Source organism: Sediminicoccus rosea (assembly GCF_033547095.1).
GTDB classification, from domain to species: domain Bacteria; phylum Pseudomonadota; class Alphaproteobacteria; order Acetobacterales; family Acetobacteraceae; genus Roseococcus; species Roseococcus rosea.
Window position 1 is genome coordinate 4,456,009 of record NZ_CP137852.1, and the last position, 15,659, is coordinate 4,471,667.

The window sequence follows — 15,659 nt, forward strand, 5'->3', positions numbered from 1 at the left end:
GGGATCCGGTTGAGCCTCGACCTCGCACGATGCATCCGCCCCGGGGACCACATCCTCTGGGGCCAGGTGACGGGCGAGCCACCGAGCCTCGTGGAGGCGCTGGTGGAGCAGCGCGCGGCCCTCGGCGGGGTTTCGGTCTTCCTCGGCACTGGCCTCGCGCGCGTGCTGCGGCCCACGCATGCCGATCACATCGCGATGCGCGGCCTGGGCGGCCTCGGCACCTTCCGCGCCCTGGCGAGTGCGGGCGTGCTGGAGGTGCTGCCCGTCCATGGCGGGCAGGTGCACCGGATGATCGTGGCGGGGCAGATCCGCTGCGATGTCGCGCTGCTGCTGCTGCCGCCGGCCGATGACGCGGGCACGCACAGCCTGGGCGCCTGCGTGGACTACATGGATGCGGCGGTCGCGCGCGCCCGAACCGTGATCGCCGAGGTCAGCCCGCAGGTGCCCGACACGGGCGGCCATGCCCGCATCCCCGCCGCGCGGCTCGACGCGGTGCTGCACAGCACGCGCGCGCCCCACCTCCTGCCGCGCGCCGAGCCCAATGCGACCGAGCGCGCCATCGGCGCGCATATCGCCGCCCTGATCCCCGATGGCGCCACGATCCAGACCGGCCTGGGCGCCCTGCCCGAGGCGGTGCTGGCCGCGCTGGCCGGCCATCGCGACCTCGGCCTGCATTCGGGCATCCTGGGCGATGGCGCGATGGCGCTGATGCGTGCAGGCACGCTCACCAATGCGCGCAAGCCGCTCGCCCCCGGCGTTTCCGTCACCACCACGCTGGTCGGCAGCGCGGAACTGCACCGCTTCGCGCATCGCAATCCGGCAGTGGCGCTCAAGCCCTCCAGCCACACCCACAACGAGGTGGTGCTGGCGCAGCTTCCGCGGCTCTTTGCCATCAATGCGGCGGCGGAAGTGGATCTCACCGGCCAGGTGAATGCCGAGCGGATCGGAGCGAATGTCATCGGCGGCGTCGGCGGTCAGGCGGATTTCGCCCGCGCCGCGGCACGCTCGGCCGGCGGCGCCTCGATCATCGCCCTGCCGGCGACGGCGTCCGACGGCGCAAGCCGCATCGTGGCGCGCCTCTCCGGCCCCGTGACCACGCCGCGCTCGGATGTGGATTTCGTCGTTACAGAGCATGGCGTGGCCGATCTGCGCGGCGCCAGCGAGCACGAGCGCGCGCGCCGCATCATCGCCATCGCGGCGCCGGCCGCGCGCGAGAGCCTGGAACGTGCCCTGAAGGAGAATCCCCCATGAGCGAACAACCCGGCCGCGGCTTCGGTGCGCTCGCCGGCCTGAAAGTCCTGGACCTGACGGCGGTGCTGATGGGCCCCTTCTGCACGCAGATCCTGGCCGATCACGGCGCCGAGGTGATCAAGGTGGAAGGCCCCGAGGGCGACACGACGCGCGAGGTGCCGGTCATGCGCGCTCCGCGCGAAGGCGCGATGTTCCTCAACCTCAACCGCGGCAAGCGCGGCCTCGCCCTGGACCTGAAGAAACCCGCCGCCCGTGCCGCGCTGCTGCGCCTTGTCGCGGATGCGGATGTCTTCGTGCACTCGATGCGCGCGGATGCCATCGCGCGGCTCGGCCTTGGCTATGAGGCGGTGCGCGCCGCCAATCCGCGCATCGTCTATGCCAATGTCTATGGCTTCTCGCGCCGCGGGCCCTATGCACCGAACGCGGCCTATGACGACATCATCCAGGCGATCAGCGGCATGGCCGGCATCCAGGCGCGCATGCAGGGCGCGCCCAGCTATTCCGGCACGCTGGTGGCGGACAAGGTCTCCGGCCTCACCGTCCTCTACGCGATCCTGATGGCGCTGCTGCACCGCGCACGCACCGGCGAGGGGCAGGAGATCGAGGTCGCCATGTTCGAGACCATGGCCAATTTCGTGCTGACCGATCACATCAACGGCGCGCTGTTCGACCCGCCGATGGGCCCGCCGGTCTATCCCCGCGCCGCCTCGCCCGAGCGGCGGCCCTATCGCACGCAGGATGGCTGGATCGCGGCGCTGGTCTACACCGACAAGCAGTGGCGCGCCTTCTTCGACCTGATCGGACATCCTGACTGGTCGAAGGATGCGCGCTTCGCCACGTTCAACAGCCGCTCGCAGAACATCGACGAATGCTACGGCCATGTGGCGGAGACGCTGGCCACGCGGACCACCGCCGAATGGCTGGAAGGCTTCGAGCGCGCCGGCATCCCGGCCGCCCCCGTGAACAGCACCGAGGATGTGCTGCAGGACCCGCACCTCGCCGCCACCGGCTTCTTCCTGGAGCAGGAGACGCGACACGGCCGCATGCGCTTCCCTGGCATGCCCGCCTGGTTCTCGGCCACGCCCGGCCGTGTGGACGGGCCCGCCCCGGCGCATGGCGAGCATGGCCGCGCCGTGCTGGAGGAGGCGGGCTTCACGCCGGAGGAGATCGCGGCGCTGGTGGCGGAGGGCGGTCTGATCCTGCCCGAATGACCGCTTGACTTGTCCGGTCCTTTCTTCCCAGGATTGACTAACAATCCTGGGATCCGCCGAAATTCCCGCCGCCAAGCCCCTTGCCCGCCCGGAGACCCTCTCCCACCGCCTGGCCGATTGGCTGCGGGAGGAGATCCTGGAGGGGCGCCTCGCGCCAGGCGCGCGGCTGATCGAGGCGGAGCTTGTCCTGCGCTCGGGCACCAGCCGCGTCACGCTGCGCGAGGCCCTGCGCATCCTGGCGCAGGAGGGCCTGCTCGACCTCTCGCCCCATCGCGGCGCCTCGGTGCGGCTGCTGTCGGACCAGGAACTGCGCGAGCTCTTCGGCGTACGCGCAGCGATCGAGGCCTTTGCCGCCGGCGCCGCCGCGCGCCGCCGTGACCCCGCCGTGATGGAGCGGCTGCAAGGCCTCGCCGGCCGCATGCGCGGCGCCGTCACCCAGCGCGACATGGCCGGCTATGGGCGCCTCGCCGCCGAATTCCACGAGGCGCTGGTGGACGCCGGCGACAACGCCATCCTGGCCGGCATGTACGCGCAGATTCGCGCGCGCCTGCGCCGCTACCAGGCCGCGATGAGCCGCGTGCCGGAACTGCCGCAGACCTCCATCGCCGAGCATGACGCGATCCTGGCCGCCATCGCGAAGGGCGACGCAGCGGCCGCCATGGCGCTGACCAACGCGCATCTGGACAGCCTGGTGGGGCAATTCGCCGCCCCGCCCAAGACCAAAGACGATCAGGGAAGGAACACCAAATGACAGGCTTCGGCCTCGCCTATGTCGCGCTCGCCACGAAGGATGTCGCCGCCGCGTCCCGCGTCCTGGGCGAGCTTCTGGAACTGCCGCGCCAGGACCTGCGCTTTGCCGGCAGCACGGCCCCCTGCTTTGCCATCGGCGAGACGGCGCTCGCCCTCTTCACGCCGGATGATCCCTTCCTCGGCGCGGGCGCGCAGCCCGGCGTGCATCATGTGGCCTTCGCGGCCGAGGACCCGGCGCGGGCCGGCGCGGCGCTGTCCCAGTCGGGCTTCGCCACCAGCACGGCCCCGGGCGGCGCCATGGCGCTGGACCCGGCACAGACCTCGGGCGTGCGCGTGCGGCTCTCGCCCGCGCTCCGCATGGGGATCGGTCGTTCGGGCTGGGTGGACCGGATTGACCACATCGGCATCGCCAGCGCCGACAACCAGGCCGCCATCGCGACCTTCTGCCAACGCCTGGGCTGCCCGCTGGAAAGCCAGCAGACCGACATGGAGGTGCAGATCGCCGTCGAGAGCTTCACCTCCGACCGCTACGGCGTGGTCTATCACACGCGCCCGCCCGTGCCGGTGGGCGGCCTGCGCGTCGCCTTCATCACCACCGGCGATTGCGAGCTGGAGTTCCTGCAGAACTTCGACCCCGCGCAGTCGGGCCAGGTCGCGCATGGCACATCCGGCAACACGCGGCAGGACCAGGGCGCCATCGCGCGTTTCGTGGCAAGCCGCGGCGCCGGCCTGCATCACATCGCCTTAAAGTCGCGCGACATTGATCGCACGCTCGCGCATCTGCATGCCGCGGGCCTGCCGATGATCGACCTCAAGGGCCGCCCCGGCTCGCGCCGCGCGAAGATCGGCTTCTGCCACCCGCAAGCCATGGGCGGGGTGCTGATCCATGTCGTCGAGCGCGACTGACCCCGGCTTGCGGGAGGAGCGCGCGGGCCGCGCGCTGCTGCTGACGCTCGACCGCCCCGCCGCCGGCAATGCGCTGGACGAGGCGACGATCCTGGCCTTGCGCGCGCGGCTCGACCACGCGGCGCGGGACGAGACGCTGAACTGCGTCATCCTTTGCGGCACCGGCCGCTTCTTCTGTGCGGGGGGAGACCTCAAGGCCTATCGCGCGCTGGAGAACGCGGCCGCGCTGGAGCGCGTCTTCGGCGCCGCACGGGCGCTGCTGGACGCGATCGAGGCGCACCCGCTGCCGGTCATCGCCGCCATTGATGGTTATGCGCTGGGCGGGGGGGCGGAGTTGGCGCTCGCCTGTGACCTGCGCGTGGCAGGGGCGGGAGCGGTGCTGGGCTTTCCGCAGCTGCGCCTTGGCATCATTCCCGGCTGGGACGGCACGGAACGCCTCGCGGCCCGGGTCGGCCGCGGCACCGCCATGCGCCTGCTGCTGACGGGCGAGCGCCTCACCGCCGAGGCCGCGCAGGCCATGGGCCTGGTCGAGCTGGTGGCCGAGAATGCACGCGAGGCCGCGCTCCGCCTCGCCGCCGATCTCGAAGCGGCGGCACCCCTCGCCATCCGCGGCGCGAAACAGGCGCTCTCCACGCTTGAACTGCCGCGCGCCGAGGCCCGCAATCTGGCGGCCGGCGTCTTCGCGCGCCTATGGTTCACCGAAGATCACCGCGAGGCCGAACGCGCCTTCGCCGAAAAACGGGAGGCCGTGTTCCATGGCCGATGACAAGCTCCGCATCCTCGGGCGGCCCAATTCCTTCAACGTGCGCAAGCTGCTCTGGCTCTGCGACGAGATCGCCCTGCCCTATGTCCGGGAGGATTGGGGCCGCGGCTATACGCCGACCAGCACGCCGGAATTCCTGCGCCTGAACCCGGTCGCGCAGATCCCAGTGGTGCTGGATGGCGACCTCGTGCTGCGCGAGTCCAACGCCATCATGCGCTATCTCTGCCTCAAGCATGGCGCGGAGTGGATCTATCCTGCCGCGCCGGAGCGGCGCGTGCGCGTCGAGCAATGGCTGGACTGGGTCGCCTATGACCTGACGCATGCCATGCGCGGCGCCTTCCTGGGCGGGCAGTTGCAGGAGGCGCCCTGGAACAATGCCTGGTTCGTCGAGCAGGGGCGGCAGGACTTCACCCATGCCATGGCGCTGCTCGATCGCGAGCTGGCCGCTGGACAGCCCTACCTCTGCGGCGAGGGCTTCACGCTGGCCGACATCCCGATGGGCCTCGTCGTCAACCGCTGGTTCGCGGTGAAGGGCTTCGACAAGCCCGCCTATCCCGCCGTCAGCGCCTATTTCGAACGCCTGTCGCAACGCCCCGCCTATCTGCGCCACGGCCGCAACGGACTGCCTTGACCACCACAACGACAACAAGAACTGGGAGGACACCAAAGATGAGACGGACAATCCTGAAAGGGCTTGCAACGCTCGCTACGCTCGGCTCACTGGCGGCGCCCGCCCTCGCGCAGGCGCCCTTCCCCGAACGCCCGATCCGGCTGATCATCCCCTATGCGCCCGGCGGCGGCACCGATGCCACGATGCGCGTCCTGACCGGCCCGATGGGCGAGATCCTGGGCCAGCCCTTCGTGATCGAGAACCGCACGGCCGGTGCGGGCACCATCGGCGCCGCCATGGTCGCGCAGGCCAGGCCCGATGGCTACACGCTGCTGGCCGACCCCTCGGCGCATGCGCTGAACCACATGCTGATCCGCAACCTGCCCTTCAACTACGAGCGCGACTTCGCGCCCATCGCACGCATGTCGGTCATGCCGCTCATCATGATCGTGCCGGCAAATGAGCGCGCGGCGGACCTCGCCACCTACATCGCGCGCCTGCGCGAGCAGGGCGGCCGCGTCTCCTGGGCGAGTGCCGGCATCGGCACGGCCTCGCATCTCTCAGGCTTCCTCTTCGTGCAGCGCGCGGGGATCGAATCCACACATGTGCCCTATCGCGGCGGCAGCCAGGGCGCGCAGGCGGTGCTGGCGGGCGACACGATGTTCAACTTCGCCACCGCGCCCTCAGCCGTGGGGCTGGTGCAAGGGCGGCAATTGCGGGCGCTCGCCGTCTCCTCCGCCACGCGCATGTCGGTCCTGCCCGATGTGCCGACCGTGGCCGAGGCCGCCTTGCCCGGCTTCGAACTGGTGGAATGGATCGGCCTCTGGGCGCCCACGGGCACGCCGCCCGCCATCCTCGATCGCATCCAGGATGCGGCCCAGCGCACGCTCGCCATGCCCGACATCCGCGCGCGCCTCGCCACGCTGGGCATGGAGGCCGCCTTCCAGCCGCGACCGGAATTCACCCGCTTCCTGACGGAGCAGCGCGCCCTGCTCACGCGCATCGCGACCGATGCCGGGCTGCGCCCCGAATGAGCGGCGCCCTGGACGGACTGCTGGTGCTGGACCTGACGACCTTTCTGTCAGGCCCCTATTGCACGATGATGCTGGGCGATCTCGGCGCCGAGGTCATCAAGGTGGAACGGCCCGAGGGCGACGAGGCGCGGCGCATGCCGCCCTTCGTCGACGGCCGCAGCCAGCCCTTTGCGCTGTGGAACCGCAACAAGCGCAGCATCGCGCTTGACCTGAAGGCGCCGCCCGATGCGGCGCTGCTGTGGCAGTTGGTGAAGCGCGCCGATGTGCTGGTGGAGAATTTCCGCCCCGGCGCGCTGGCCCGCGCCGGCTTTGGTTGGGAGGCGCTGCACGCGGCCAATCCGCGCCTCGTCGTCGCCTCCATCTCCGGCTTCGGCCAGACCGGGCCCTGGGCGCAGCATGGGGGCTTCGACATGATGGCGCAGGGCATGTCGGGCCTCATGGCCGGCAATGGCCCGCCCGATGGCGAGCCCTATCGCCTGCCCGTGGCCATCACCGACCTCACGGCGGGCATGTTCACCACCAGCGCGATCCTCGCCGCCCTCATGGCGCGGCACCGCACCGGCATGGGCCAGCACATTGACCAGTCGCTCTTCGAGGCTGGCCTCGCGCTCGGCGTCTATGAGGCGGCTCATGTCTTCAGCCAGGGCACGCGGCCCGAGCGCATGGGGCAGTTGCATCGCGGCAACTCGCCCTATCGCGTCTTCCAGACGCGGGATGGCTGGATCACGATCGGCGCCAACAAGGACGCCTTCTGGCGCAGCCTCTGCGACATACTGAACCTGCCGGAATTGCCGGCCGATCCGCGCTTCGCCACCAATGCCGACCGCGTGCGGAACAATGACGCGCTGGTGCCGCTGCTGCAGGCCGCCTTCCTGACGCGGGAGAGTGCCCATTGGCTCGCGGCGCTGGGCGGCGCCGGCATCCCGGCCGAGCCGGTGTTGGCCTATGACGAGGCGCTGGCCCACCCGCAGGCGGTGGCACGCGGCGTCAGCGCCGAGATCGCGGACCCGGCGCGCGGCGCGATCCGCACGCTCTCCTCGCCGCTGAAGCTCAAGGGCACGCCGGCTACGCTGCGCGTCCGCGCGCCCGACCTCGACGAGCACGGCGCGGAGATCCGCGCCTGGCTCGCCGAGGGCGGTTGAAGCGGCGCTACCGCGCGAAGACCCAATCATAGGCGCCGCCGGCCCGCTTCAGGCGGCCCGCGGTCGGCGTCGGGAAATGGATCGGCAGCAGCAGCGTGTCGGTCTCGGCCACCTCCTCGAAGACGCGCTTGCGGCTCTCGGCCGCCGCATGCGGGTCCCAGCAGAAGATGGTGGACATGGTCGGGTCGAAGCATTGCAGCTGGTGGTGCATCATGTCGCCCGCGATGATCGCGGTCTGCCCCTTGCTGCTGATCTTCACGCAGACATGGCCGGGCGAATGGCCGGGCGTGAGGATGAGCGAGATGCAGTCATCCAGCGTGAAGCTCTCATCCACCAGCAGCGCCTGGCCGGCCTTGGCGATGGGCTCGCAATTCATCCGCCACACGCCGCCCGCGCCGCCGGCGCGCTCCTTGCCCTCGCGCTCCAGCGCCTCCCACGCGGCGTATTCGCCCTTGTGGAAGATGTACTTCGCATTCGGGAAGGTCGGGACCCATTCGCCGTTGACGAGCTTCGTGTTCCAGCCGCTGTGGTCGATGTGCAGGTGGGTGCAGAAGACGTAGTCGATGTCCGCCGGTGTCAGCCCCTCGGCGGTCAGCGCATCCATCCAGGGCTGCTTCGGGAAGTCCATGGGCGCAGGGTAGCCCTTGTCCTCCCCGGTGCAGGTATCCACCAGGATGACGTGCTGGGCCGTGCGCACCACGAAGGTCTGGTAGGTGATGACCATCTTGCCCGAGGCGCGGTCGAACACCTCCGGCGCCAGCCGCGCGACATCGGCGGCCTTGGCGGCGCTGTCGTAGTTGAGGAAGAAATCCTCCGGCCGCCGCCACGGACCGTCGCGCTCGATGAGGCTGGTGATGGCGACGTCGCCGATCTGCAGGCGCTTCATGTGTGATGCTCCATCTCTTGGACGCGCGCATCCTGAATCGGATCGCGGCCGCGCGCCAGGGCGGGTCAGGCGCCGCCGCGGGCCAGCACGGCGCGGGCCAGCGCGTCAAAGGCGCTGACCGGCAATTCCTCGGCCCGGCGCTCGCCCGCGATGCCGCATTGCTCCAGCAGCGCCTCCGCGCCGCCCAGCGATTTCAACGAGCCGCGCAGCATCTTGCGGCGCTGCCCGAAGGCGGCCGCGGTCACCCGCTCCATCGCGCGGAACAGCTCGGGCGGCGGCTGCTCGGCATGCGGGGTAATCACCACCACGGCGGAATGCACCCGCGGCGGGGGGCGGAAGGCGCCGGGCGGCAGCCGCAGCCCCACCATGCAATCCGCCACCCACTGCGCCAGCACGGCGAGGCGGCCGTAATGCTCGGTCTGCGGCGCGGCGGTGATGCGGAAGGCGACCTCTTCCTGGAACATCAGCGTCAGCCGCTCCCAGGACGCGGCCTCGCGCAGCCAGCCGATGAGCAGCGGCGTGCCGACATTGTAGGGCAGGTTCGCCACCACCTGGCGGGGCGCGGGCAGCTGCGCCACGCCATCGAACTTCATCGCATCCTGGCGCAACACGGTCAGGCGCCCGGGATGCGCCGCCACAACCTCGGCCAGCGCCGCGATGGCGCGCTCATCCAGCTCGACGGCGGTGAGATGCGCGAGCGGCTTGCCCAGAAGCGCGCGGGTCAGCCCGCCCGGGCCCGGCCCCACCTCCAGCACATGCCGCCCCGTGAGGTCGCCGGGCAGCAGCGCGATGCGGGCGCAGAGCGTCTCGTCCAGCAGGAAATGCTGGCCCAGCGCCTTGCGGGCATCCAGGCCATACTTGCCGACGACGCCGGCGAGGGGCGTCAGCCCAAGCTCTTGTTTTGACTCAGACACGCATCTCGATCACGGCACGGCGGCGCAGGTCGCGCTGCAGCTGGCGCGAGAGCAGCTCCACGCGGTCGCGCAGGATCTGCTGGCGCGCGGCGTCCGGCGTGAACTCGTTCATGTTCCGCTGCTCGCGCGAGCAGACCATCAGCAGCAGCACGCCATCGGGCGCGATCACCGGCTGGCTCGGCCGGCCGATCGCCAGGCTCGCCAGCATGCTGCGCAGCGCGGGCGGATTCAGGCCCTCCAGGCGGATCGGGCCCGGATCGGTCGGCCGGTCGCTCGTGCGCGGCAGCGCGTCCACCTGTTCGCAGCCACGCAGCGTCTGGGAGAGGCGCTGGGCGCGCTCCACCACGGCGCGCTGCTGCTCCGTCGGCGCCTGTGGGTCCAGCGGGCGGTCGAAGGGGGTGAAGAGCTGGCGGATGGTCAGCATGGTCGAGAGCTGCGCCGCCGTCCCGCCCTCGCGCCGGGCGCGCAGCGAGACGATCTGGAAGCCGCCGGCCACGCGGATCGGGTTGCTGACCGCGCCGGGCGGCATGCGGGTCACGATGCTGGCAACCTCGGGGTCGAGCTGGTTGACGCCGACCCAGCCGACATCGCCGCCGCCCAGCGCCGTCTGCGCCTGGCTGAACTGCGACGCCACGACCGGGAAGGGCGAGCCGCGGCGGATCTGGCCAATCACCTCATCGGCGAAGCGGCGCACCTCGCCCTCATTCGCGGGGTCATCCACCGGCAGGTAGATCTCGCTGACGAGGTATTCGGCCTGGGCCTCCTGCGCACGGCGGCTGGCGATGGCATCAGCCACCTCCTGCTCGCTGATCTCCGCCAGCGGGCCCAGGGCCTGGCGCAGCAGGCGGCCCCAGCCGATCTGCGCGCGGATCTGGTCGAACAGCACGCGCGGCTGGATGCCCGCATTGCGAAGCTGGTTGCGCATGGCGCCGGGCGGCAGATTGTTGCGGCGCTCGATATCCGCGATGGCCTCGGCGATGTCCGCGTCGGAGACGCCGATGCGGCGGCGCTGGATCTCCTGGATGCGCAGCCGCTCATCCACGGCGAGGCGCAGCACCTGCGGCTGCAGCCGGCCCAGGATCTCGGGCGCGACGCCCATGCCGACATTGAGCGCGAAGAGGCGGGAGCGGGAGGTGACCTCGGCCTGGGTGATCGGGTCCCCGTTCACGACGGCCAGGATGCGGTTGCCGGTCTGCGGGGCGGGCGCCTCGGGCGCGCCGGCCGGTCGCGGCTGGGCGAAAGCCATGGGCGCCACGGCGACGGCGAGGAAGAGCGCCATCCCGAACGGGAGCAACCCCTGGGGGACCAACCCCTGGGGGAGCAGGCCCGACGGGAGCAACCTGGAGGCGATTCGGGAACGGGTGCGGGTCATGATCCCCTGTCTTAAAGCAGAACCGCCCCGGCCGGAAACCGGGCCTCAAATGGCCCGGAAGAAGTAGTCGCCCACGGTCTTGAAGCCGAGCCGGACCAGGAAGACGGTGTTGCCCATGAAGGGCTCGCCCGTCGTCGAGTTGCGGGCATAGCGGCGGAGGAAGCGGCCCTCGATGATGAAGCACTCGTCCTCGTAGCCGAAATTGGCGATGACCATCGCCGGCGTGTCGGCCACCACGTCGTAGCGGAGCGAGCCGGCGGCCCGCCAGACGCCGCCCGCCGCCGTCCGGTACTGCACCGAGGCGCCGACCAGCACCTCGTTGCGGCCGGTGCTGCTGGTGAATTGCGGCAGGCGGTTGTTGAAAAGGTAGCCGCCGTTGAGCGAGAGGTTGCTCAGAGCCCCCACGCGCCCAAGGTTGAAATTCGCCACCGCGTCGGTCGCGCGGTGCTGGAAGCTCTCGCTGTCGAAGCGGTTGCGGGCGATCAGGTCCACCCAGGAGACCGGCGTCCAGGTGGAGCGCGTCACCCAGTCGGAGGCGCGGTCGTTCAGGCCGGTGTTGAGCGGGAAGGTGGTGGATTGCGTGGTGCGGAAGGAGCGGCCGACCACGGCCTCCACGCGGCCGCCATTCACGAAGTCCCAGCTGCCGCGCAGCGCCAGGTCGGCGCGCGTGGTGCCCTCCATGCGGTCCCGGCCGGTGTAGCGGCTGAGCTGGAAGAGGTTCGCCTCGGTGAACTCGAAATCCAGCGCATCCTCGTTCGGGAAGCGCAGCTGCCGGCCGAGATGCGGGCCGGTGACGAGCTGCACCCGCGGCTCAATCATCTGCGTGCCCCATTCCCCGGCGGAGCGGATGAAGGGCATGCGCCAATCGGCCGCGATGCGGATATTGCCGTTGGCATGGATGCCATTGGCCTCGGGCAGCGGGTTGAAGCCATTGTTCTGCTGGTTGCCGGCATAGTAGCCGGTGCCGTCGAACTGGCTGCGGAAGGTGATGATGTCGCCGAAGGCGCCCTGCACCGGCCGCTCCCAGCTGACGCGGCTGGCGAGGCGCTGGCTGAAGGTGCCGGTCGGGCGCGTCAGGCCGAGGACGCCCACATCGGACGTGATGTAGCCGCCCAGGAACTGCTTGCGGGGGGCATGCTCGTAGATGCCGTTCGGGCCGACGAAGGGGATGGTCGAAAGATCATCGGCCGTGTTGAGGCCCTGGTAGTAGCGCACATCCAGGCGGGCATAAGCCTCGGTGCCCCAGAAGCCCTCGACGTAGGCGGTGCTGGTGAGGACGCGGCGATACTCGAACTTGTAGGTGCGGAGGTAGCTGTCGCTCGAGGCGTAGTTGCCGTCGAAGCCAATGCGCCAATTCTCGTTGATGGCGAACCGCCCGCGCGAGAAAAAATGCCCGTTGATGCCGGGTGAGCCAGTGCCGCCCGCCGCCGCGCGCTCGGCCTGCTCCTGGTTCATGTAGCCGATCGAACCCTGCATCTGCAGTTCGCCGTTGTTGAAGCGGCGGCGGTATTCGAGGGCGAGGTTGGGTGGCGCCAGCGTGCCGATGGTGGGCGTGACCAGCAGGTCCTGCGTCTCGTCGATCGCCCAGAAATACGGCGTCTGGGTGAAGGCACCGAGGAAGCGCGTGTAGCCGTTGGTCGGGAAGAGGAAGCCCGAGGCGCGCGGCGTCTGCGGATCGGGATGGGAGAGAAAGGGCGTGTAGAAGAGCGGGATGCCGCCGATCTGGACCGTGGCGTCGCGGTAGGAGATGCGCTGGGATTCACGGTCCTGCGTGGCCGTGCGGGCGCGCATCTGCCACAGCGGCGGGCGCGTCGGGTCGGCCTCGCAGAGGTTGCAGGAGGAATAGACCGGGCGCGCGATCTCGGTAACGGTGCCGTCCGTCCGGCGCGCGCCATTGCCGGCGAGGCGGGCATTCTGCGCGAGGCGGGCGCGGATCTCGGTCAGCACGCCGTCGCGGAAGCCGTCACCCAGTTCAGCCTCTTCGGCGTAGAAGACCTGCCCGTCCGCCTCGATGATCTGCACATTGCCCTGCAGCAGGGCGACCCGGGTGTTGCGGTCATAGGTGAAGCTGTCGGCCCGCAGGAACCGCCCGCCCTGCCAGGCTTCGACGCGGCCGCGTGCCACCACGCGCTCCCTCTCGCGGTCATACTCGACCTCCTCGGCGGAGAAGGTGACGGGGCCGTCCGTGCGGTTGTCCACCACCGGCGTCGCCCCGGCTGGGCCGGCGGGCGCGGACGCGGCCGGGCTGGAGAGCAGACTCGGCAGCGTCTCCCGCGCCATCTGCGAGTCCACGAAGCCCATGGGCGCGAAGGTCTGCGAGGCGGGGTCGAAGGCGGGTGCGATCTGCGCGCTGGCCGGCAGCAGCAGCTCGACCGGCGCCAGGAGGATGGCGAGGGCCAGGCAGCGCCAGAGGCGCGGGCTCGGGCGCAGGCCGAGGCGGCGCGCCTGGGCGCGGCGGATCAGGCGCCGGGCGAAGCGCGGCAGGGGCCGTGGCGGCCCCAAGGGGGGAACCACGGGAGGAAGCAGCGGCGTGGGGGGCAAGGCGTTCACCCATCCTCCAGATGCAGCAAGAGGGCCAGGGCCAGCAGCAGCCCGGTGGCCGTGGGCGCCCAGGCGGCGAGCCAGACCGGCAGTGTGCCGGATTCCCCGAACTCGCCGGTGATGCGATCGAGCACGAACAGCCCGAAGCCGGCAGCGACGCCGGCCGCGATGGTCTGCGCCACGCCGCCACGCCGGCTGTTGCGCATGGAGAAGCCCGCGGCCAGCAGGGCCATGGTGATCGCCAGCACCGGCGTGCTCAGCATGGATTGGAATTGCAGCCGGTGCCGCAAGGCCGAGAAGCCGGCCTGCTCCAGGATCGCGATGAAATCAGGCAGCGCCCAGAAGGAGAGCGTGTCTGGCGAGGCGAAGCTGTTCTCGATCCGGTCGGGCGTCAGGTCGGTGGGCAGCACGAAACGGGCCGGCGGGCGCGGCAGGCGGTCACCGCCGAAGATGGTCGCTTCCTCCACCTCCCAGCGGCCAGGGCGCAGCGTGGCGCGCGGCGCCTCGATCCGCGCCATGGCCGAACCGCCGGCCGAGATGCGCCAGATGGTCACCTCGGTCAGGCTGAAATCGGCGAGCCGGTCGGTGCCGAGCAGCCGGGCCGGCCGGCCGGAAATGACCGCGACGCCGCCCGGCTCCAGCCCGGAATCGCCCTGCCGCAGCCAGAGACGCCCGCCGGCCAGCGCCGTAACGCCACCCCCCGCGCGCAGATAGGAGGCATCAAGCCGCTCCGCCCGCGCCAGCATGGCCGAGGAGATGGGCGAGACGGCCATGATCGCGATCAGGCCGAAGCCGAGCGCGACGGCCAGCGGCCCGGACAGGAAGCCCCAGGCCGAGATGCCGGCCGCGCGCGCCACGATCAGCTCGGAGGAGCGGGTGAGGCGCCAGAAGGCGAGCAGCCCCCCCAACAGGATGGCGAAGGGCATGATCTGCAGGCCGACGAACGGCATCCGCAGCCCGGCGATGGAGGCGACCAGCGCGAAGCCCGCATCGGGGCGTGTCGCGGCGCGGCGCAGCAGCTCGATGAAGTCAAACATCGAGACGAGCAGCGTCAGCGCCAGCAGCATGCCCGCGGTGGCCGCCAGGAAGCGGCGCGCGACATAGAAGGTGAGCGTCTTCGCGACGATCATCGGGCGAAGCCCCGCATCTGGTCCGGCAGGCCGGGCATGCCCGAAATCACCCAGGCGGAGGCGAAGCCGGGCAGCAGGGCGTGCAGCCAGATCAAGGGGATCAGCGCGCTCTGCCGGGCCGCCAGATTGCCGATGGAGAGGCCGAGCGCCAGCAGCCCCACCATCAGCAGGCTGCCGATGAAGAGGTTGATGCCGCCGCCGAAGCGCCGGAACTGGCCGGACAGCGCCACGGCGAGCGCCAGCAGCGCGAAGGTGACGGCGGTGAGCGGACCGGTGAGACGCTGGTGCGCCTCGGCCAGGAAGCGCCGGCGATCGCGCACCGAGACACCTTCCTCCGGATTCAGCAGCTCGCCCATCGTGCGCTCCTGCGCGTTCCGGAAGCGCTGCCCCTCGCTGCGGTTGGCCCGCGCGAGGTCGAGGCTGTTCTCCTGGAAGGTCAGCACGGTGAGCCGCAGGGTGCTGCTGCCATCCGGCTGCATCACGCGCTCCACCTGCTGGCGCTGGCCGTTGAACAGCGTGACGCGCGGCCCCTGCGGGGTGGAGACGATGCGCCCGCTCTCGGCCAGGATGGTGACGGGCGCGCCGCGCTCCCGCGAGTCATGCACCAGGATGCCGTAGAGCGTGCCGCTCGAATCCCGGTCCCGGGCATAGACCGTCAATTCCTCGCCCACGGAGCTGAACACGCCCTCCTGCAACAGCAGGCCCGCCATCTGGTTGCGGATCTCGAACTGCCATTCGCGGAAGGCCTGGTGGGAGGCGGGGGTGAGCCAGAGGTTCAGAATGAAGCAGATGCCCATGGCGCCCATCGCCACCAGCAGGGCCGGGCGGGCGAGTTGCCACTGGCTCAGGCCGGCGGCGCGCATCACCACCAGCTCCCGGTCCGAGGCCAGGCGAACATAGGTGAAGAGGGTGACCACGAAGGTGGTGATGGGCAGGATCACGCCGAAGAAGCTCGGCAGCAGCAGGCCGGTCAGCTCCAGGAAGACCCAGATGGACAGGCCGCGGTCCAGCACCAGCTCGATGAAGCGCAGCGACTGGGTGAGCCAGACCAGCGCCGCCAGCCCCACCGTCACCGCCAGCAACGACAGGGCGAGCTGCCGCATGATGTAGAGGTCAATGCGCTTCATATGGGCGCGGTCTTACCAGCCC

At 70.7% G+C, this 15,659-nt stretch carries 14 protein-coding genes and 1 pseudogene; 9 read left to right on the top strand and 6 right to left on the bottom strand.

The window, feature by feature from the left end; genetic code table 11:
* Window positions 1–9: 9 nt before the first annotated feature.
* The 9 genes and pseudogenes from R9Z33_RS21465 to R9Z33_RS21500 all read left to right on the top strand — a co-directional run bounded on the left by R9Z33_RS21465 (window position 10) and on the right by R9Z33_RS21500 (window position 7,667).
* The gene (locus R9Z33_RS21465) at window positions 10–1,251 is read left to right on the top strand and encodes an acetyl-CoA hydrolase/transferase family protein (protein ID WP_318648614.1); all 1,242 of its coding nucleotides are present in this window, start codon (window positions 10–12) and stop codon (window positions 1,249–1,251) included.
* Window positions 1,248–2,462: a CaiB/BaiF CoA transferase family protein gene (locus tag R9Z33_RS21470; RefSeq protein WP_318648615.1), complete on the top strand. Its 1,215-nt coding sequence runs from the start codon at window positions 1,248–1,250 to the stop codon at window positions 2,460–2,462. Before R9Z33_RS21465 ends, R9Z33_RS21470 begins: the two co-directional genes overlap by 4 nt.
* A gap of 109 nt (window positions 2,463–2,571) precedes the next feature.
* A pseudogene (locus tag R9Z33_RS24805) lies at window positions 2,572–2,736 on the top strand (GntR family transcriptional regulator); the annotation flags it as partial.
* 9 nt (window positions 2,737–2,745) lie between these two features.
* Complete coding sequence (locus tag R9Z33_RS21475; protein WP_318648616.1) at window positions 2,746–3,213, top strand: FCD domain-containing protein; 468 nt, start codon at window positions 2,746–2,748, stop codon at window positions 3,211–3,213.
* On the top strand, window positions 3,210–4,118 hold the full coding sequence (locus tag R9Z33_RS21480) for a VOC family protein (protein ID WP_318648617.1): 909 nt from the start codon (window positions 3,210–3,212) through the stop codon (window positions 4,116–4,118). Before R9Z33_RS21475 ends, R9Z33_RS21480 begins: the two co-directional genes overlap by 4 nt.
* Complete coding sequence (locus R9Z33_RS21485) at window positions 4,099–4,884, top strand: enoyl-CoA hydratase/isomerase family protein (protein WP_318648618.1); 786 nt, start codon at window positions 4,099–4,101, stop codon at window positions 4,882–4,884. Before R9Z33_RS21480 ends, R9Z33_RS21485 begins: the two co-directional genes overlap by 20 nt.
* The gene (locus R9Z33_RS21490; protein ID WP_318648619.1) at window positions 4,874–5,512 is read left to right on the top strand and encodes a glutathione S-transferase family protein; all 639 of its coding nucleotides are present in this window, start codon (window positions 4,874–4,876) and stop codon (window positions 5,510–5,512) included. The genes R9Z33_RS21485 and R9Z33_RS21490 overlap by 11 nt, the downstream gene beginning before the upstream one ends.
* A 38-nt stretch (window positions 5,513–5,550) precedes the next feature.
* The gene (locus tag R9Z33_RS21495) at window positions 5,551–6,525 is read left to right on the top strand and encodes a Bug family tripartite tricarboxylate transporter substrate binding protein (protein WP_318648620.1); all 975 of its coding nucleotides are present in this window, start codon (window positions 5,551–5,553) and stop codon (window positions 6,523–6,525) included.
* Complete coding sequence (locus R9Z33_RS21500) at window positions 6,522–7,667, top strand: CaiB/BaiF CoA transferase family protein (RefSeq protein WP_318648621.1); 1,146 nt, start codon at window positions 6,522–6,524, stop codon at window positions 7,665–7,667. The genes R9Z33_RS21495 and R9Z33_RS21500 overlap by 4 nt, the downstream gene beginning before the upstream one ends.
* A gap of 7 nt (window positions 7,668–7,674) precedes the next feature.
* Here the strand turns inward: R9Z33_RS21500 and R9Z33_RS21505 are convergent, their stop codons facing one another.
* The 6 genes from R9Z33_RS21505 to lptF all read right to left on the bottom strand — a co-directional run bounded on the left by R9Z33_RS21505 (window position 7,675) and on the right by lptF (window position 15,637).
* Window positions 7,675–8,553, bottom strand: coding sequence for an MBL fold metallo-hydrolase (locus tag R9Z33_RS21505; RefSeq protein WP_318648622.1), 879 nt, complete (start codon window positions 8,551–8,553; stop codon window positions 7,675–7,677).
* A 65-nt stretch (window positions 8,554–8,618) separates the two neighbouring features.
* Entirely contained in the window at window positions 8,619–9,467 is an 849-nt protein-coding gene (gene rsmA, locus R9Z33_RS21510) for a 16S rRNA (adenine(1518)-N(6)/adenine(1519)-N(6))-dimethyltransferase RsmA (protein ID WP_318648623.1), read from the bottom strand.
* Window positions 9,460–10,746 carry a peptidylprolyl isomerase gene (locus tag R9Z33_RS21515; RefSeq protein WP_318648624.1) on the bottom strand — a complete coding sequence of 429 codons (1,287 nt, stop codon included), beginning with the start codon at window positions 10,744–10,746 and terminating at the stop codon, window positions 9,460–9,462. Before R9Z33_RS21515 ends, rsmA begins: the two co-directional genes overlap by 8 nt.
* Window positions 10,747–10,884: 138 nt before the next feature.
* Window positions 10,885–13,353, bottom strand: a complete 2,469-nt coding sequence (locus tag R9Z33_RS21520; protein WP_318648625.1) for an LPS-assembly protein LptD — start codon at window positions 13,351–13,353, stop codon at window positions 10,885–10,887.
* A gap of 32 nt (window positions 13,354–13,385) precedes the next feature.
* Window positions 13,386–14,510: an LPS export ABC transporter permease LptG gene (lptG, locus tag R9Z33_RS21525; RefSeq protein ID WP_318648626.1), complete on the bottom strand. Its 1,125-nt coding sequence runs from the start codon at window positions 14,508–14,510 to the stop codon at window positions 13,386–13,388.
* Entirely contained in the window at window positions 14,507–15,637 is a 1,131-nt protein-coding gene (gene lptF, locus R9Z33_RS21530; protein ID WP_318648627.1) for an LPS export ABC transporter permease LptF, read from the bottom strand. The genes lptG and lptF overlap by 4 nt, the downstream gene beginning before the upstream one ends.
* Window positions 15,638–15,659: the final 22 nt, after the last annotated feature.

Excerpts from the sequence above, each read along its gene's own strand:
- lptF (WP_318648627.1), bottom strand. The coding sequence starts at position 15,637 with ATGAAGCGCATTGACCTCTACATCATGCGGCAGCTCGCCCTGTCGTTG.
- R9Z33_RS21495 (WP_318648620.1), top strand. The coding sequence starts at position 5,551 with ATGAGACGGACAATCCTGAAAGGGCTTGCAACGCTCGCTACGCTCGGC.
- R9Z33_RS21490 (WP_318648619.1), top strand. The coding sequence starts at position 4,874 with ATGGCCGATGACAAGCTCCGCATCCTCGGGCGGCCCAATTCCTTCAAC.
- R9Z33_RS21500 (WP_318648621.1), top strand. The coding sequence starts at position 6,522 with ATGAGCGGCGCCCTGGACGGACTGCTGGTGCTGGACCTGACGACCTTT.
- R9Z33_RS21515 (WP_318648624.1), bottom strand. The coding sequence starts at position 10,746 with ATGGCGCTCTTCCTCGCCGTCGCCGTGGCGCCCATGGCTTTCGCCCAG.
- R9Z33_RS21470 (WP_318648615.1), top strand. The coding sequence starts at position 1,248 with ATGAGCGAACAACCCGGCCGCGGCTTCGGTGCGCTCGCCGGCCTGAAA.
- lptG (WP_318648626.1), bottom strand. The coding sequence starts at position 14,510 with ATGATCGTCGCGAAGACGCTCACCTTCTATGTCGCGCGCCGCTTCCTG.
- R9Z33_RS21505 (WP_318648622.1), bottom strand. The coding sequence starts at position 8,553 with ATGAAGCGCCTGCAGATCGGCGACGTCGCCATCACCAGCCTCATCGAG.
- R9Z33_RS21485 (WP_318648618.1), top strand. The coding sequence starts at position 4,099 with ATGTCGTCGAGCGCGACTGACCCCGGCTTGCGGGAGGAGCGCGCGGGC.
- R9Z33_RS21480 (WP_318648617.1), top strand. The coding sequence starts at position 3,210 with ATGACAGGCTTCGGCCTCGCCTATGTCGCGCTCGCCACGAAGGATGTC.